This is a genomic window from Thalassolituus sp. UBA675, from assembly GCF_002297765.1.
Lineage (GTDB): Bacteria > Pseudomonadota > Gammaproteobacteria > Pseudomonadales > Oceanobacteraceae > Thalassolituus.
In genome coordinates, this window is the sequence record NZ_DBNJ01000022.1 from 57,790 (window position 1) to 76,032 (window position 18,243).

At 53.2% G+C, this 18,243-nt stretch carries 13 protein-coding genes; 4 read left to right on the plus strand and 9 right to left on the minus strand.

Translation table 11 applies throughout. The features are described 5' to 3' along the window. The first annotated feature begins 36 nt into the window (after positions 1-36). A complete protein-coding gene (gene argH, locus B3007_RS09185) occupies positions 37-1,434 on the plus strand; it encodes an argininosuccinate lyase (RefSeq protein ID WP_301377190.1) in 1,398 nt (465 codons plus the stop codon). Between the two features lie 35 nt (positions 1,435-1,469). Here argH and B3007_RS09190 read toward each other — a convergent pair whose 3' ends face one another. The 6 genes from B3007_RS09190 to B3007_RS09215 form a co-directional block, all read right to left on the minus strand. Continuing rightward, positions 1,470-1,709: a hypothetical protein gene (locus B3007_RS09190; RefSeq protein WP_068436887.1), complete on the minus strand. Its 240-nt coding sequence runs from the start codon at positions 1,707-1,709 to the stop codon at positions 1,470-1,472. Positions 1,710-1,794: 85 nt separating this feature from the next. Next, positions 1,795-2,673 (minus strand): transglutaminase family protein, encoded by an 879-nt coding sequence (locus B3007_RS09195; RefSeq protein WP_068436885.1) that lies wholly within the window; start codon positions 2,671-2,673, stop codon positions 1,795-1,797. Then, positions 2,673-5,207: a circularly permuted type 2 ATP-grasp protein gene (locus B3007_RS09200; RefSeq protein WP_068436883.1), complete on the minus strand. Its 2,535-nt coding sequence runs from the start codon at positions 5,205-5,207 to the stop codon at positions 2,673-2,675. Before B3007_RS09200 ends, B3007_RS09195 begins: the two co-directional genes overlap by 1 nt. Positions 5,208-5,249: 42 nt before the next feature. Beyond that, the gene (locus B3007_RS09205) at positions 5,250-8,684 is read right to left on the minus strand and encodes a DUF2126 domain-containing protein (protein ID WP_068436881.1); all 3,435 of its coding nucleotides are present in this window, start codon (positions 8,682-8,684) and stop codon (positions 5,250-5,252) included. Next, a complete protein-coding gene (locus tag B3007_RS09210) occupies positions 8,681-9,637 on the minus strand; it encodes an alpha-E domain-containing protein (protein WP_301377187.1) in 957 nt (318 codons plus the stop codon). Before B3007_RS09210 ends, B3007_RS09205 begins: the two co-directional genes overlap by 4 nt. Next, entirely contained in the window at positions 9,637-11,100 is a 1,464-nt protein-coding gene (locus B3007_RS09215; RefSeq protein ID WP_068436878.1) for a circularly permuted type 2 ATP-grasp protein, read from the minus strand. The genes B3007_RS09210 and B3007_RS09215 overlap by 1 nt, the downstream gene beginning before the upstream one ends. A gap of 328 nt (positions 11,101-11,428) precedes the next feature. Between B3007_RS09215 and B3007_RS09220 the strand changes: the two genes are divergently transcribed. Beyond that, entirely contained in the window at positions 11,429-13,882 is a 2,454-nt protein-coding gene (locus B3007_RS09220; protein WP_301377184.1) for a putative bifunctional diguanylate cyclase/phosphodiesterase, read from the plus strand. 121 nt (positions 13,883-14,003) lie between these two features. Then, a complete protein-coding gene (gene cynS, locus B3007_RS09225) occupies positions 14,004-14,444 on the plus strand; it encodes a cyanase (RefSeq protein WP_297531356.1) in 441 nt (146 codons plus the stop codon). A 9-nt stretch (positions 14,445-14,453) separates the two neighbouring features. On the opposite strand, the gene B3007_RS09230 is transcribed toward cynS, so the two are convergent. The 3 genes from B3007_RS09230 to B3007_RS09240 form a co-directional block, all read right to left on the minus strand. Continuing rightward, a complete protein-coding gene (locus B3007_RS09230; protein WP_301377182.1) occupies positions 14,454-15,902 on the minus strand; it encodes a class I adenylate-forming enzyme family protein in 1,449 nt (482 codons plus the stop codon). 13 nt (positions 15,903-15,915) lie between these two features. Then, positions 15,916-16,479 carry a hypothetical protein gene (locus tag B3007_RS09235; protein WP_273088001.1) on the minus strand — a complete coding sequence of 188 codons (564 nt, stop codon included), beginning with the start codon at positions 16,477-16,479 and terminating at the stop codon, positions 15,916-15,918. 116 nt (positions 16,480-16,595) lie between these two features. Next, positions 16,596-17,456, minus strand: a complete 861-nt coding sequence (locus B3007_RS09240; protein ID WP_068436868.1) for a hypothetical protein — start codon at positions 17,454-17,456, stop codon at positions 16,596-16,598. Between the two features lie 87 nt (positions 17,457-17,543). Between B3007_RS09240 and B3007_RS09245 the strand changes: the two genes are divergently transcribed. Continuing rightward, on the plus strand, positions 17,544-18,203 hold the full coding sequence (locus B3007_RS09245; protein WP_068436084.1) for a Fe2+-dependent dioxygenase: 660 nt from the start codon (positions 17,544-17,546) through the stop codon (positions 18,201-18,203). The last annotated feature ends 40 nt before the right edge of the window (positions 18,204-18,243 follow it).

Sequence of the window (18,243 nt, forward strand, 5' to 3'; positions counted from 1 at the left end):
TCTTCAATTCAACGAATGTCCGATCAGAGGTGCCTGATGACCGACCAATCCACAAACGCTTCCTGGGGAGGCCGCTTTTCTGAAGCGACCGACGCCTTTGTCGCCCGCTATACCGCCTCTGTGGAGTTTGATCAGCGCATGTACCGCCAGGACATTCAGGGCTCCATCGCGCATGCAACCATGCTGTGCAAAGTAGGTGTTCTGACTGAGCAGGAGCGCGACGACATCATCAATGGCCTGAACGAAATTCAGAGCGACATTGAGAATGGCAAATTCGAGTGGTCCATCGAGCTTGAAGACGTGCACATGAACATTGAAGCTGCCCTGACGGCCAAGATTGGTATTACGGGCAAGAAGCTACACACTGGCCGCTCCCGTAACGACCAGGTAGCGACGGACATCCGTCTGTACATGCGTGATGAGATCGACGTTATCTCTGCCGAACTGACGCGCCTGCAACAAGGTCTGGTTGAGCTGGCTGAACGTGAAGCCGACACCATCATGCCGGGCTTTACCCATCTACAGACCGCACAGCCAGTGACCTTTGGTCATCACCTGCTGGCCTGGAACGAAATGCTTGAGCGTGATTACGCCCGCCTTCAGGACTGCCGCAAGCGCGTAAACCAGATGCCACTGGGCGCTGCTGCACTCGCTGGTACGACGTATCCCATCGATCGTCATTACACTGCCGAGCTACTGGGCTTTGAAGCACCGACCGAGAACAGTCTCGATTCCGTCTCTGACCGTGACTTCGCCATCGAATTTACCAGCGCAGCGTCTCTGATCATGATGCACATGTCGCGCTTCTCTGAAGAACTGGTGCTGTGGGCGTCTGCTCAGTTCCAGTTTGTCGATCTGCCTGACCGCTTCTGCACCGGCTCATCCATCATGCCGCAGAAGAAAAATCCGGACGTTCCTGAACTGGTGCGCGGAAAAACCGGTCGTGTGTATGGTCATATGATCAGCTTGCTGACCCTGATGAAGTCACAGCCACTGGCCTACAACAAAGACAATCAGGAAGACAAAGAGCCACTGTTTGATACGGCAGACACTCTGCGTGACTCACTGCGCGCCTTCGCTGATATGGTTCCACACCTGCAGGCGAAGAAAGAGTTTATGCGTGAGGCGGCCATGCGCGGTTTCTCTACCGCAACGGACCTTGCTGACTATGTAGTTCGTAAAGGCATTCCATTCCGTGATGCACACGAAATTGTCGGTAAAGCGGTCGCTTACGGTCTGGAAACAGGCAAAGATCTGAGCGAAATGACGCTCGAAGAACTGAAGCAGTTTTCGGATCAGATTTCTGAAGATGTATTCGATGTTCTGACACTGGAAGGATCTGTCGCGGCTCGCGATCATATTGGTGGAACCGCGCCTGATCAGGTGTGTGCAGCGGCTGGCAGAGCACGCCAGAAACTGTCGGCTCGCGGCTAAGCGTGAGGCTCAGCTGAAATGAAAAGGGCAGCGGATCAGCTGCCCTTTTTTTTGAACCAACCCGGCACGTTATTGACCGACACGAAGCGGAACACCAACACCGCGTGCACCAGACCAATGATCAGCCCCATGCCCATTTGTCCGGTTTCCATCAGCTCCCAGACCAGCATGGGTAGAGTCAGAATCGGAAACCACGCGATATAGCGAAAAAAAACACGCTCAAATCGCGTCGTAGGCAGATCCTGTTTACTCATATCCTGTTTCTGCGTCGTCATACAGTACCTCCATCAGAAGCCCAGCTTGTCACCACGACCAGTCTCTGCCTATTAGAGGAAAGTCGAATAAGCCTGTGCCGACTATTCAGACCCGACTCACATCCACAGAGACTGTCATTTCAGGCGCTGAGCCCCCACCAAAGATCACACCTTTCAGCGGTGTTACATCGTTAAAGTCACGGCCCCAGGCAGTGATGATATGTTGCTCTCCAGCAAGGCAATTGTTCGTCGGATCAAATTCTACCCAGCCCTCACCCGGCGAGAATACCGATAACCACGCATGCGTTGCATCGGCACCCACTAACTTTTCCTGACCCGGTGGTGGCAATGTTTCGAGGTACCCGGAAACGTACTTGGCAGCAAACCCCAGAGAGCGCAGACAGGCGATCTGCAGGTGAGCAAAATCCTGACACACCCCTTTTTTGTTCTGCATAACTTCGGACAGAGGTGTCGCAATGGTTGTCGCCAGCGGCGAATAGCTGAACTCTTCGTAGATTCGAGCAGTCAGAGCAAAGCACGCCGATAACAGAGAACGATCAGCGGTAAACAGGTCCGCCGCGTAATCGCGGAACTCGGGTGCCGCCGCAATCATGGATGAGTCCAGCTGGTATTCCCGCGCGAGCAGTACATCTTCCGACTTCGACTGCTGCATTTTGCTTAGCACTTCCGCGCAGGTGCTACCAAGATCGAGATTGGTGTCTGCAATCTGAGGACGCGTTTCAACCTGACTGGTGGCGGTGATCGTCAGGGCTTTGTGTGGCCGCTGAATTTCAAACTGAAACACCTGATTGCCGAAATAATCTTCCCGGCGCTGCTCCATGGCCAGTTCCGGGGTGACTTCTATCTTGCTGTTGATGCAGGTCTGACGCTGAGTCGTGCGCGGGATCATCTGTGCCAGGTTATAGCAATGAGAGACCCGGCTGGCGTATTTGTAGGCGGTAATATGTTTAATCAGGTACTTCATTACAGTCCCTCCCAGCGAGCATCGACCAGCTGTTGCGAGTCTTCTCTGTGATCAAAGTAGCGATCGCCGATCATATCGCTGATGTCCATCAGGGCGTTATCCAGAGTCTGCATCTCTTCAATCAGCACTTTACGCTCACCTTCCGTACTTGCAGACAATTCAGAGAGCGTAAACAAGCGTACGCGCGTACTGCATTCGATCAGTGCTTTCTCAGCAGGCGGCAGCTCATGCAGATACCCCGCATGACTTGGAAGCTTACGCAACTGGCGCAATATATTGCCGAGCTGATACATCACCGAACGTGGGTTATCTGTATCCAGCAGAACCAGATCAAGGCCGCTACGCAGATCAGGACGAGCACCATAGCGGCGACGATAAGTAATCAGGCCTTCGAGTGTGAGCAATAAAGCTTCGGCTATGCGCGACTGCTCTGGTTCCATCATCTCAGGACCAAGCAAGGTGCCTGCGAGCCGCCCAGTCTGCATGGCTCGTTCGATTCGACGGCCCAATTCCATAAAGCGCCAACCGTAACCGCGGGTCATGCTCTCGTGAGTCAGGCCCGCCAAGGCCATTAATGCTGTGACCAGAGGGTCGAGTACTTCATCAGGGCTAAGGTAGGCATCCTGCTCATCGCCATCCAGCAGCGGAATCGCATCGCGTATGTCATTGATTACCCGGTAGGTATCAGAGGACAGCAGCTCTTTGGCTTCATCGGCACAGAAAAGCATGCTGTTGAGGGTATTCGCAATCGACTGCGGCGCTTCTCCGCGGCGCAGAGCTTCAATCATTGCCTCATCGCTCTCCGGCGTTTTCATAGGCGCAATAGTCGCCAACTCAGTCACGGCCTTCAGTAACGTCAGGCGCAGATCTGACGACAGAGGATCTTCACCGTTAAGCATGGAGTACGCAGTTCGCAACAGACGCAGACAGGCTTCTGCACGCTCAGCGTAGCGCCCCATCCAGAACAGGTTCTCAAGCACGCGGCTAGGTAGGTTGGTCGCTTCACTTTCCCGCGCAGGCGCAACATCTTCGTGCTGATTGGTAACGATGCGCTCGGGCTCGGAAGCTACCACCCAGGTATCTTTGCTGGTCGCACCCGCCTGACCAGAGATCAGCAGCGCATCTTCTTTGAGCCCAACCCGGGTAAGACCGCCCGGCATAACACTGTATGACCCGGTACCCGCAACCGTGAAGGCCCGGAGTATCGCTGGCCGCGGTGCCAACACATTATTCTGCAGAGTCGGTAAGAAGCTGGACTCCAGTACAGGTTGGCCAACATAGCGCTGGGGATCACTTTTAATCCGGGCGGCCATATTAGCCAGCTCTTCAGCGCTGGCTTTAGGCCCAAAGAAGCTGAGTTCGCCGGGTTTACGATACGTAGGTTTCACCACCAGCTTCGCCAGGTTATCCAGAACATAGGTCATGTCAGTAGGATCACCACACCACCATGTCTGCACGCTGTTGAGGCGAGGCTCACGCCCAAGTAGCGCGCGACCGATGTCCGGGAGATATTTCAGCAGCGCTGGACTTTCAAGAATGCCCGAGCCCAGAGAGTTGGCCACCACCAGGTTGCCAGCCCTGACCACCTGCAGCAGACCGGGCACACCGAGGCGGGAATCACCGCGCAGTTCTACCGGATCACAGAACCAGTCATCAACGCGACGCATAAGTACATCGACCCGGCTGAGACCATCCAGCGATTTCATCCAGAGAAATCCACCACGAACGACCAGGTCATCACTCTGAACCAGATAAAACCCGAGGTAATTCGCCAGATAGGCGTGTTCAAAATAGGTTTCATTACGAGGGCCAGGGGTCAACACCGCGATACGAGGCGAGGGTCTGTGAGGGCACAGGCTCTGCATTTTGCTACGCAACTGGCGGAAGTAGCCGGCCAGGCGATGAACGTGACTATCGCGGAATAAGCTCGGCAAGACACGCGACATCACCGTACGATTTTCGAGCGCGTAACCTGCGCCACTCGGGCTCTGAGTTCTGTCCGCAAGCACCATCATTTTACCGTCTGGGCCACGGGCCATATCAGCAGCGTGAATAATGAGATCATGCTCGCCGGGCATACGCAGCCCCTGACAGGCGCGCAGAAAACCGCGATTCGCGTAAATGATTTCAGGAGGGATAACGCCAGTGCGTATCAGTTGGCGTGGGCCGTAAATGTCCCGCAATAATAGATTCAGCAGCTCCGCACGCTCAACCAGCCCACTTTCAATGGCTGCCCAGTCATCACTGCTGATGACATTAGGAATAAGATCTAGCCCCCAGGTACGGGAGTCGTTCTGCTTATCGCGGAAATTGTCACTGTAGATGTTGTACGTCGCGCCGTCGTCACGCAACAAGCGACGGGCCTTAGCCTGACGGTCATGCAGGACGCTGCCCGGCATTCCTGCCAGGCTCTCCATGACATAATTCCAGTGCGGATGCATGGTACCGGCGGCATCGTAAACAGCATCACCGCTGCGTTGCAGCGGTGGATACAGGTCTTCGGCAGTCGGCGTGATGGCTGACTCATCAGTCATATTGGCTATCTCAGGTTATCTGGCCGCAATTATGGCAGATTCTCAGCGTTTAGGCTGAGTTCTGAGATCCAGCGTCAGAGGATACTCATCATACGACTCTTCCGCCGGGGCACTCATCGGCCTGACATCTGTATGCGCAGTAAATTCGCGCATGGCATCAATCTCAGGGCGAGGCGTATAAGGCCCCTGTGTGTGATCTGTCGTGGTGAAACGATTGCCACGGCGGGACTCGGCTTCAGCAGCATTCACTGGGAATACGTCATAGCTGCGCCCACCCGGATGAGACACATGATAGGTCGCTCCACCCACCGAGCGCCCGTTCCAGGTGTCGATCAGATCGAAATGCAGGGGAACATGAACATCAATGGTCGGATGCAGTGCCGAAGGTGGCGCCCAGGCTTTGTAACGCACACCTGCTACAAACTCACCATGTTTACCGGTGGCCCGCAGCGGCACCTTACGTCCGTTACAAGCCAGAATATAGCGGCTGCCAGTCATGCCGGTAACGCGAACCTGCAAACGCTCTACAGAAGAATCGACGTAGCGCGCGGTACCAAAGCTGGAGACTTCTTCACCAAGTACATTCCATGGCTCAATAGCCCAGCTCAATTCAAGTGACATATCCCCGAGATTCACCGTGCCATAGTGAGGGAAGCGGAATTCACGGAAAGGCAGTAACCATTCAGCACGGAAATCCAGACCATGCTCCTGCAGATCGGCCGCCACATCTTTAATGTCCTGCCAGATATAGTGCGGCAGCATAAACTGATCGTGCAGACGAGTACCCCAGCGCTCAAGCTTCTGCTTGTAGGGCTTCCGCCAGAACCGTACGACCAGAGCACGAAGCAGAAGCGCCTGAACCAGTGCCATACGGCTATGCGGCGGCATTTCAAATCCACGGAATTCGAGAATGCCCAGTCGCCCGGACGGACTGCCCGGTGCGAACAGTTTATCAATACAGAATTCTGCTCGGTGCGTGTTACCCGTCATATCAATCAGTAGATTACGTAACAGGCGATCAACCAACCAGGGCTGTGCGACGTCCCCGTCAGGCATCTGCTGAAAAGCAATTTCCAATTCATACAGAGCTTCATCGCGGCCCTCATCGACTCGGGGTGCCTGACTGGTCGGGCCAATAAAGGCGCCAGAAAACAAATACGACAACGACGGATGGTTCTGCCAGAAGGTAACGAAGCTACGCAAGAGATCAGGCCGTCGCAAAAATGGGCTGTCCGAAGGCGTCGCACCACCCAAGGTAATGTGATTGCCACCTCCGGTTCCCGTGTGACGACCATCCAACATGAATTTCTCAGTACTCAGGCGGCTTTCTTTGGCAGCCTGATATAACTCAGTCATGTTGCTGACCATGTCGGACCAGTTGTCTGACGGGTGAATATTCACCTCGATCACGCCCGGATCAGGAGTCACCAACAGCTTTTGCATGCGATGGTCTTTCGGCGGCTCATAGCCCTCAATAATGACAGGTAGATCCAGCTCCATTGCTGTCCGCTCTATCAGCGCCAGCAGATTCACGTAGCTTTCGAGGTAAGGCAGCGGCGGAAGAAACAAGTGTAACTTACCGTCGCGGGCTTCAATGCCCAGTGCCGTACGCACCAGATTTTTCCAGCGATAATCGTCTTTCTTCGCCGCAGACTCAGTCTTCTCGTTGCCCTCGACCTTCTTCTGAGCGCTCTGTTTCTGCACCGGAGGCGTCGATGATGTCGGTGTAAGCGGTTGCGACTGAGCTACCGGGCGACTGTTACGTGCCAGAGCCTCTTTTACTGCGGCATCGGCGGTTTCCAGAGGTCCGGCTTCGCGGTGCGGGTCAGTCTCCTGAATCAGAGGATCTTCTTCCGCAGGTGGCAGACTCTCCAGCGGCAGACGAAGCCCCATCGGCGAATCGCCCGGGATCAGAGTCAGACGCCCGCGGCGGAACTGCCACTCGCTGGACTGCCAGCAATGTCCGTAGAAATTCCACTCAAGCGGCAGTACGTACCCGGTCGGGGTGTCCAGCCCCTGCTCTAACACCCGTGCCAGTCGACGGCGCTCAAGGCTGTCTTTGCTGCTGGCAATCCGGCTATCAATATTTTCCGGTAAATTCTGCTCCTGCAGCAGATAATGCAGTCCATCTTCATACGCAGGTTGAGCACAACGCTGCGGAACGTTCAGTAACTCTGCAAGCCGTCGGGCAAATGCCCGTGCGTCTTCCTCGGTGTGTCCGTAATGTTTATCTACGCGGGCAAGCAGGTCTTTGTCCTGCCATAAAGGTTCGCCATCGGTACGCCAGAATAAACCTAACGCCCAGCGCGGTACTTCTTCTCCCGGATACCACTTGCCCTGGCCATAATGCAGCAGGCCTTTCGGTGCAAAGTGGTCTCGCAGACGGAGCAACAGGGTTTTCGCTAATGCCAGTTTGTCTTTGCCCAGCGCTTCGGTATTCCACTGCGCGGATTCCATGTCATCGACAGATACAAACGTTGGCTCGCCGCCCATTGTCAGACGGACGTCTTCATCTTTCAGAATACGATCGACTTTCTCGCCCAATGCCAGCGCGTCTTCCCATTCTGACTCGGTATACGGCTTGGTCACCCGTGGGTCTTCATGGAAACGAGTGACTTCGTTTGAGAAAGTAAACTCGACTTCACACTCATCAGTGAAGCCAGAAATTGGCGCTGCAGAGCTCGGCTCTGGCGTGCAGGCAAGTGGGATATGCCCCTCGGATGCAAATAGCCCAGAGGTCGGGTCGAGCCCCACCCATCCAGCACCCGGCAGATAGACTTCGCACCAGGCATGCAGGTCGGTGAAGTCAGCTTCAGGGCCAGAAGGACCGTCGAGAGATTTCTCATCGGATTTGAGCTGAACCAGATAGCCAGACGCAAAACGGGCGGCCAGCCCCAGGTGACGCAGTAACTGCACCATCAACCAGGCAGAATCCCGACAAGAACCTTTGCCTTTTTCCAGTGTTTCTTCCGGCGTCTGAACGCCCGGTTCCATGCGCACCAGATAATCGATGTCCTGCTGCAATCGCATATTGATATCGACAAGAAAATCGATGGTACGCTTTTTCTCACGCGGAATACTTTCCAGCAGCGTGGTGAACATTTCACCTTCGGTGGTGCAATGCAGGTAGGGTTCCAGCTCTTTCTTCAGGCTCTTTCCGTATTTGAACGGAAATTCCTCAGCGTACTCTTCAATAAAAAAGTCGAACGGGTTGATCACCGTCATATCGGCGATTACTTCAACCTCTACCGATAAGCAGCGACTTTTTTCAGGAAAAACGAGTCGCGCCTGAAAGTTACCGTACGGGTCTTGCTGCCAGTTAATAAAGTGCTCTTCCGGCTCTATTTTCAGACTGTATGAGCGGATAGGTGTGCGGCAGTGAGGTGCCGGACGCAAACGCACCACGTGCGGAGATAATGACACCGGGCGATCAAAGTCATACCGGGTTTTATGATTAAGTGCGACTGTAATTGTCATTGGGCCACCGCCAGTTGTTCCTGATCATTCAGGAACCAGGTACGACTGATAGAAAAATGAAGATACTGCAGTGAAATCTGCAGATCGTTCAGGGCTTCCCGCATTTCAGGGCCGGGAGCGCTATCCTCAGCACGGTCTGTGACAGTCTTATGAAGCTTACGGATATCCGCGATAATTTTTTCGGCACGCGGCAACGCCTTCACACCCTGAATCATGTCGTTGAGACAATACTCGACAGAACGCGGGAAACGCGGGTCTGTCAGCAGAAAGCTGCACACCAGAGGCGCTTTAACAGAACTGCGCATCGCCCGACGATACGGCTGATCGGCACTCAAAGAACGCAGCACATTTCCCCAGATAATCTGCTGGCTATTTACAGCAAAATCATCGTCCTCGATCTGCATGATGGCCGCTGTCGCGGCATCCAGATTCCGGGTGGTCATATCGGCACGTTCAAGATTCTGACCAAGCTTGAGCATTTCCCAGGCGCTATCGCGCGGCATATTGACCTGCCACAGACCAATAATCTGCTGACAGGCACTGATAACATTGCCCAGAAATTCATGTCGGTCGCGACGATTAATGCCCTGCTGCAGATGATCCTGAACATACTGGCTCAGTTCATTCACCAGCTCCCAGGTATCCGCCGGGATAACATCGCGCGTGGTACGGATATTTTCACGAATGGCTTTGAGCGAGGTCACTGTAGAACTGGGGTTCGTGTCGTCGCCGACCAGAAACTTCACCACGTTACGCTCATCCTGCACCGAATAACGCTCGTTGAAATCCTGTTCAAGACTGTTAATTACAATCAGGTTATACCAACCCAGATTAACCTGACGCGGCAGGTCGAAAAGCAGGGTGTCGTAAATACTCAACATACGGGCTGTGCTTTCTACCCGTTCAAGATAGCGGGCGGCCCAGTAAACCCGTTCAGCAACTTTCGATAACATCAGGCTTTCCCCGCAGACGTATCAACAATCCAGGTATCTTTACTACCACCACCTTGCGATGAATTAACTACCAGAGAGCCTTTTTTCATCGCTACCCGCGTCAGTCCGCCAGTCGTTACGTAACTTGATTCGCCCTGAAGGATGAAGGGTCTCAGGTCGAGGTGACGGGGCTCGACTTTACTGCGCCCGACAAGTGTTGGCGCTGTTGATAACGCCAACGTAGGCTGAGCAATATAATTTCGCGGATTGGCTTGAATCAGCTCAGCAAATTGTTCTCGTTCTTTTTTAGTACTGTGCGGGCCCACCAGCATGCCGTAACCGCCAGACTCGTTAGCTGGTTTTACGACCAGTTTATCGAGGTTATCCAGCACGTATTCACGCTGCTTGTCGTCGTAGCAGAGGTAAGTTTCGACATTCGGAATCAAAGGCTCTTCGCTCAGATAATAACGAATGATATCGGGTACGTACGCATACACGACTTTATCATCGGCGACGCCTGCACCCGGCGCATTTGCCAGAGCAACTTTGCCCTTGCGCCATGCACGCATCAGTCCAGGGACTCCCAGTACTGATTCAGGATGAAACACTTCAGGGTCGAGGAACATGTCGTCAATACGGCGATAAATAACATCAACCCGCTCCAGACCAGAGATTGTCTTCATATAGACGCAGTCATCTTTACCGACGACGAGGTCGCTGCCTTCGACCAACTCAGCCCCCATGCGTTGAGCCAGGAAGGCATGTTCAAAGTACGCCGAATTAAAAATGCCTGGAGTCAGAACCACGACCACCGGGCTGGAGCTCTGACGTGGCGACAAAGAAGCCAGCATATTAAAGAGAGCTTCTGGATAATCACCAACCGGCGCGATACTGACTTTTTCAAACACCTCAGGCAGAACCCGCTTCATAATGGAACGGTTCTCGAGCATGTAAGAAACGCCGGAAGGCACCCGCAGGTTGTCCTCAAGTACATAAAACTGGCCGTCACCATCGCGGACAAGATCGGTCCCACAGATGTGCGCCCAGACACCAAAGCGCGGATTAACGCCCTCACACTCAGGTCGATAGTTCTTCGACTGTTTCAGTACAAACTCAGGAATGACGCCGTCTTTAATGATCTTCTGTTCATGGTACAGATCATCAATAAACATATTCAGCGCCTTCAGACGCTGACGCAGACCCGCCGCTGTTTTCTCCCACTGCTGGGCCGATATGATCCGGGGCACGATATCAAATGGCCAGGCGCGGTCGATGTTCTCACCTTCACTGTAAACGGTGAAAGAAACCCCCATATCTTTGATAGTGGACTCAGCGGCCAGCTTACGTGACTGTATTTCTTCTTCTGTCAGGCTATTCAGATAGTTGGCGAGTTGCCGGGCGGGGACTCTAGGGTTTCCGGGCGAGCTGATCAGCTCATCGTAGAAACCCTCCTGTAATTCGTAGTGCTTCCAATTTATCGACATGCAGAACCGTTCCACGGTGATTCTCGAGTTTTATGCACCTATTCAGGCACTTCATCACCTCTACAGCAATAGACGAACCGGCCGGCCAACACATTGTCCACATTGGCACCATCAGGCTAATAGAGGCTAATAGAGGCCACTCCATGCGTACCCCGGGCAACCCGCTACAGCACTGCTACACTGAATGTCAGTATTAACAAACCGCTATCAGGGAGGCACGCGCGATCGTGCACCATGCAGTGAGTATTCTGCGACAACCACATAAGCAACAGACTGCAGTGTTCAATTTTGGGGCACAGAACCCCCAAAAGCCCAGCAGGGGGTCAGTGTGACGCCTCGGAGGTCGCTCGCCCAACTGTTACTGAACTGGTCCCTGCTGATGCTGGGGCTGATTACCTGTGGGCTTGGCTATCTGTTACTGCAGCTCCAACTGGAACAGTTTTCGAGTAACTGGGAGCGGCGTATAAGCTTCGAGCTGGAAAGTATTGCCAAAAACGTGGAGTACCACGTCAGCCAAAGCAGTAGTCATGTTGTCGAGAACCAGATCCGGGAGAGTATTGACGACCCGTCTCTGCGTTATCTCGCTGTTTTGTCTGAAGCAGGGGACCGCGTTATTTTTTCAAGCAACGCCAGCGACCGGCTGCACAACACCAAGTACCGGCTAAGCAGTCACTCCCTGAATACTGGCGTGCAGGAGCCCCAGATCGAGCGCTACAAATCGGAGTTCTATGCTTTATTCCCAGTGAACCTTAAATACCCGGTGTCACCACACACCGGCAATACGGATCAGAGCATAAAAAGGGACACCCGCGCGTGGCTATTTGCGCATTATGATGCACATAGTGATTACGACTCTATGCTGCGTTCTCTCGCCCGAAAAACAATACTTGTCGCCCTGCTGGTCATTATTTTCCTGGTCGTTCAGAGCCAGATTCTCCGTAAATATATTCTTATCCCGGTCAAGCACCTGGTACAGCTGACCAGTTCGATAAAGCAAGGCAAATACGCCAGTATTCCTGAAAGTCGCAGTGCCACTGAGATTGCACAGCTGGAAGAAGCGTTTAACGACCTCAGCGAACACCTCGATGAAACCACCACACGGATTGCCCACCAGCAGGCACTGAACGATGCCTTTACCGCGGGTTTCCCTGACATAGGTCTGCTCGTCACCGCAACAGGAGTGATCAACGGGCGTTTCGGTAACCCCAACGGGCGCGTTCAGCGCCTTAACGAAGACCTGACAGGAACACCCTTCACGGCCTGGCTGAACCTGTCGGCGACCCGAAAAATAGAGGAAGCCCGCAATCAGGCGCTGGAAAAGAAAGAACTTGTGATTACTGAGTTCAATCATGATGACCTCTATCTCGAATCGCGGATGATCCCGCTAGAGGAGCACGCAAACATGCAGGACGCTCTGATCTGGCTGATTCGTGATATTTCAGAAGTGAAACGCAAGCAGGAGCTCATTGAGTACCAGGCTAACTACGATCCGCTTACCGAGCTGGCTAACCGCAGAATGGCACTGCAGGAGCTGGAGAAGAAAATCGCCTGGTCAGAAGACGATAAGACCTGCGGTAGCGTACTCTTCATCGATCTTGATCACTTCAAAAATATCAACGACTCATTAGGGCACCCGATCGGTGATCGCCTGCTTATTGAGGCCTCACATCGGCTGAAAGCCACCGTCGGGGAGAAAGACCTGATCGCCCGTCTTGGGGGCGATGAGTTTCTGATTATTCCTGATGAAGTTTTCAGCGCGCATGAACTTGCCGAAGAGAGAGCGGTTGAGCTGGGTACCGCCGTGCTTCAAGCTATTCGCAAGCCTTTCTGTATCGATATCAATAAATTCCATATGACTGCCAGTATCGGTATTTCGATTTTCCCCTCGACCGACTGCGGGGCAAACGACCTGATAAGACAAGCGGACACAGCAATGTATTGGGCAAAACATCAGGGCCGCTCACAATTGTGCTTGTACAACCATCGGATGCAGGAAGAAACACGCGAACGCCTGCACCTGTTTAATGATCTTTATCAGGCTATTCGGGATAACGGTTTCACGCTCGTATATCAGCCTCAGCACAATGCAGAGGGTGAAGTCACCGGGGCCGAAGCGCTGTGTCGCTGGGTCAACAACGGGCAATCCGTTTACCCTGACGTATTCATCGCCGCGGCTGAGGAAACTAACCTGATTCTGCCGCTGGGGGATTGGGTGCTTACCCATGCCTGCCAGACACTGCGCCAGTGGATCAGAAACAAATCCTTACCGCCAAGCTTCAAGCGCCTGGCGGTGAATATCAGCCCAGCCCAATTCATGGACCCGGAATTCGAAGCCAAGCTCGATAAGACCATGAAAAGTTGTGATATCGATAGCAGCGTGCTGGAGCTGGAGCTTACCGAAAGCCTGTTTATGGGCGATAAAGATCTGATCAGGGAAAAAATGCAGCGTCTCAGCAACAAGGGATACACTTTTGCACTGGATGACTTTGGCACAGGCTATTCGTCTCTGAGCTATTTACAGAAACTGCCGATAGATAAGTTGAAAATTGACCGGGCGTTCGTGATGGACATCAACCCTGATAACCGGCCAGCAAGTATCGTTGATGCCATCATCCAGCTTGGTCAGAATCTTGATATGGATATCATTGCCGAGGGCGTCGAGACAGATCAACAACAGATCTACCTGAAAGATCATGGTTGCCGTAATTATCAAGGCTACCTGTTCAGTCGACCACTGCGCGAAGATATGTTCGTCAGCTACATACACAAACGCCCGATCTGAAAGCTGGCACCAGAGTTGCTGTTATCCCTTTAGCTCCCTTAAACGGGACCTTTACCAATGATATTGCACCGAAACGGCTCACGATGAGCCGTCGTGCTTTCTGGACTGACAGGGGATAACGATGGATAAAGCAACGATGACTGAGGCGATTATCGCCCGCAAAATTGAGAAAGAACTGACGTGGGAACAAATGGGGGCGGATCTTGGAATGTCTCCTGTCTGGCTGACGTCTGCCTGCCTGGGCATGAACAGCGCCCCTGCCGAAAAGGCCGCGGCCATTGCAGAGTATTTGGGATTTGACCAAAGCATGGCCACCGCGCTGGAAGCATACCCAACCAAAATATGGGATCAGGCTGTCCCTACTGATCCATTAATCTATCGACTCTACGAAATTGTGGGCGTCTACGGTGACACGCTGAAAGAAGTTATCCAGGAGAAGTTTGGCGACGGCATCATGAGCGCCATCGACTTCTCCATGGAAGTCGACAAAATCGAAGACCCAAAAGGCGACCGTGTTCTTCTCACGCTGAATGGCAAATTCCTGCCATACAAGAGCTGGTAAGCCCCCTTGCTAGCTGCCTGAGCCGCGCAGTACAGCGCTCAGGTCGCGACTCAGTTCCTGTCGTTTAACTTTGCCCATCGCATTACGCGGGATTTCTTTGAGCTGGAAATACTCCGTCGGGACGAGCGTCGCATCAAGCCGCGCCTTCAGAAACTCCGCAATCTCTGATACCGGAATGGTGCTATCAGCGGTATAAGCCAGTGCAAGCTTCTCCGAGTTATCTGCCCGCTCAACCTGACAGGCAGCAACATCAGTCAGAGTCGGCATCTGCTCAGCCACGGCTTCAATATCAGCAGGATTGACCTTCACCCCACCAAGATTTACTACTTCAGACTCCCGTCCGGTTAAACACAGAACACCGTCCCGGAATACACCCCGGTCCCCCGGATAGAACCACCCATCACGGAACTCATTGTTATCCGGGCTACCTTTCATGTAACCACTGACCATCCCCGAACTGCGTATCCGAACAATACCTTCGGTTCCATCAGGTACCGGGCTGCCCTGATCGTCAATGACTTCCGCTGACGCGCCCGGCTGAACAATCGCTGTTTTCCAGACCAGTTCCGGCCTGGTCACCTGAACCATGCCAACCGCACCGACTTCGGTAGAGCCATAAACATTGAAGATACGCGCCTGAGGACATACCTGTTTAATTCGGTGGATCATCCCCGGTGACAAAGCACTACCCGCCAGACGAATCTCGCGGACACCATTCAGGTCAGCGGCTGACAGCGCATTTGAGTTCACAAGGCGGAAAAGTGCCGTAGAGGAACTTAATATAGAGGTGACATAAAAAGTACGGATCGCTTTGGCAAACGCTTCGGCGCTCGCAGGCAGGAGCACTACCTTGCCCGCCTGTATTGTCTGCAATGACCCCATGAAGCCACCAATGCTGGAGTGCCCCATCAGATTGAGATCATGCCCCGTCGCACTTCCCCAGACCAGATGATTACGATAGAGACGCTGCTCTATCATTGCCGGCGTCAGCCCTACTGCTTTCGGCTTTCCGGTGGTGCCACTGGTCAGAATAATGCGACAGATATCCTCCGCAGAAGAATAGTCCTGCATCGGCTCCAGCCCCGGCATGTTACGAGCTTCATTAAACCAGTCCTGACTGAGGCCAATGTTACGAATGCCACTGACATCTTTATCGGCTTTCAGCGAGACAACAAAATCGAACTCTGGCTGCTCTGGGATATCAGTCCCAGCGATTCCGAGACAGCTGACTGCGGCGCGATGAAACAGCGCCATAGTCGCAATAAACGCCAGATTCTCGGGGAGCAGCAGATACACGCGATGACCAGAGCCAATTCCGGCCTCCGCCAACTTTTCTGATACCTGCACAACGGTTTTATGCAGTTGTGCATAATTCAGTGTCGACTGACCATCATAAAACGCCGGATAATCAGGAGTTACCATGGCCCGGAAGGCTAAAGGTTCAAATGGGTTATGCATGTAACTACTCTGTTTAAAAAAGCTGCTGTATACCGAAGGATACACTGGTGATAGTGGCATTGGCAGCACTGACCGATTCACCCAGATCATCATCGGGTGCGTCCCATGTCAGATAGCGATAACGGAATGTAGCGACGAGTTCTGTCGTCTGAGTCAGGTTACCCACCACCGCAAGACCAGCGTTCAGACTGCGCGCGCCATTGTCAGCACCTTCCTCGTCCAGTACCGACGTCTCACCATAGTATCTGTGATAGCCGACCCCAAGGATTAAATAGGGCCGCAATCGTGAGGCGGGGGCTCCATCCAGAGCATAGGGTAACCAGACATCGCCATCGAGGCCGACAATATTCGCACCTTCCCGATCGGCTCTCATGCGCGTCCAACTGATTTCAAATCGCGCATTCATAGGCCCGGTACCACCGACCGTTAACCTCGGATAAGTGGACGACCACGCACCGGTATCAAGAAGATTCTGATCAATTGTCGCCGTTTCATAGGCAGCCCCAAGATGCCAGGACCCATTGCCTGAATAGTCGGCAGCATGAGAGGGCGTGCTGACTAATAGCACACCTGCCACGGCGGAACACACCAATCTAATTATAGAAATGCCACTCATGCTGTCATGGTATCAAACAAGCAAAAAAAAGGTGGAGCCATGCTCCACCTTCTTTTTAAAACGGCAGGATCAGTCTGTTACAGGCCGAGTGCCAGCAGTTCAATCTGCGCCGCAGCACCGTACAGAGCACCCGCTTCTGTTTTCAGGGTCTCTGGTGGAATCAGACCAGGCCAGTGCGGCTTAACATCGGCGAGAATGGCAAGAGTAGCTGCTTTCGCGTCGGTTACCGCTGACTCATCGGACTCAATGCCTTCAACCAAGTCGGTGGCAATCGTAGTGAAACCAAATGCGTCCTGATATTCGTGTGCATTTTCCATTTTGCCGTCCACCACTGCGATAGCGTACTCATCCGCCGCAGTACGCAGAAGCTGTACAACCAGCTTCAGTTTCTCTGCCGGTGTCGCACTGGTTTCAGAAACGGCCATAGCGTTGGTGTCGATAGCGGCAAGCAGGGTATCCAGCGCAGTCTGTACAGCTTCTACACCTTTTTCCTCATTAACCGCATCGGATACGGCAGTCAGCTCTTTCGCGAAGCCAGCGGTACCACGTGCTTCTAAAGCAGGAACCAGATCAGCGTACAACTCGCTTTCTGGGTGCTTCATGTGTGTTTTAGCGTGCTCGATATGGCCAGCCTTGTAGAGCTCGGCGCCGACATACAGGTGACCCTTAATCAGGCTGAGGTGAGTCAGATAAGCAAGATCATCAGACGTCAGCTCTGTTGCTGCTGCGCCTTCGCCCTCACCTTCACCGGCAGAGATCACTTCGCCTTCACCCTCGCCTTCACCAGCAAGTGCAACGGCATCAACGGAGGTCTCAATCGGCGCAACCGCCGCTTCGCCTTCGTTTTCTTCTTCGGTACAAGCACTCAAGCTCATGCCTGCTGCGCCGGCCAGGCCGATCACACTGATGCTTTTCCACAGTTTGTTGCGCTTACCCATTACTCAGGTCTCCTGAAAATTCGTTTTGCGGATACATTTTTATGCTACTATCAATAGCATATACGATCAGTTCTCATTTTCGATACCATGACAATTCTCGTAGATAATCTGTTGGATGTCCACTCTGTAACTGCGGTTCTGAACAGCCTCAGCGACGACCTGTTTGTGGATGGTAAAAAAACAGCAGGCAAGACTGCCCGCGCCGTAAAAAAGAACCTTCAGGCCGACCCTAAGTCGCCCAAAATCATTGCGGCAACAAAGCTCGTTGAACAAGCGCTGCGTAAGCATCCGATGGTCACCAACTCGGCGTTTCCAGATAAACTCAGCAACATCATTATCAGTCGCTATGATGAGGGCATGACTTACGGTTCTCATGTCGACAACGCGTTTATTCACGCAACCAGAACGGATTTGTCGTTCACCTTGTTTCTGTCCGACCCTGATACCTACGATGGCGGCGAACTGATCCTGCAGAAGCACGATGGGGACGACGTGATTAAATTGCCCCAAGGGTCGGTTTACATTTATCCGACTCGCGAACTGCACTATGTCGCCCCCGTCACCCGCGGCGTCCGATACGCAGCCGTTGGTTGGATTCAGAGCCAGGTTCGCTCTGAAGAGCATCGCGGCACGCTGTTTGATCTGTACCTGGCGCTGCAACAGATGGCAGACACGGAAGAAAATAGACAGGCGCGGCTGCATATTTTAAAAGCCAGAAGCAACCTGATGAGAATGTGGGCTGAATAATGTGAACTGAATAAAGCGGGTAAGCGGATTAAATGGTTGA

Coding starts and splice junctions, on each gene's coding strand:
- cynS (WP_297531356.1), top strand. CDS start 14,004: ATGGATAAAGCAACGATGACTGAGGCGATTATCGCCCGCAAAATTGAG.
- B3007_RS09215 (WP_068436878.1), bottom strand. CDS start 11,100: ATGTCGATAAATTGGAAGCACTACGAATTACAGGAGGGTTTCTACGAT.
- B3007_RS09195 (WP_068436885.1), bottom strand. CDS start 2,673: ATGAAGTACCTGATTAAACATATTACCGCCTACAAATACGCCAGCCGG.
- B3007_RS09200 (WP_068436883.1), bottom strand. CDS start 5,207: ATGACTGATGAGTCAGCCATCACGCCGACTGCCGAAGACCTGTATCCA.
- argH (WP_301377190.1), top strand. CDS start 37: ATGACCGACCAATCCACAAACGCTTCCTGGGGAGGCCGCTTTTCTGAA.
- B3007_RS09240 (WP_068436868.1), bottom strand. CDS start 17,456: ATGGGTAAGCGCAACAAACTGTGGAAAAGCATCAGTGTGATCGGCCTG.
- B3007_RS09205 (WP_068436881.1), bottom strand. CDS start 8,684: ATGACAATTACAGTCGCACTTAATCATAAAACCCGGTATGACTTTGAT.
- B3007_RS09230 (WP_301377182.1), bottom strand. CDS start 15,902: ATGCATAACCCATTTGAACCTTTAGCCTTCCGGGCCATGGTAACTCCT.
- B3007_RS09190 (WP_068436887.1), bottom strand. CDS start 1,709: ATGACGACGCAGAAACAGGATATGAGTAAACAGGATCTGCCTACGACG.
- B3007_RS09210 (WP_301377187.1), bottom strand. CDS start 9,637: ATGTTATCGAAAGTTGCTGAACGGGTTTACTGGGCCGCCCGCTATCTT.
- B3007_RS09245 (WP_068436084.1), top strand. CDS start 17,544: ATGACAATTCTCGTAGATAATCTGTTGGATGTCCACTCTGTAACTGCG.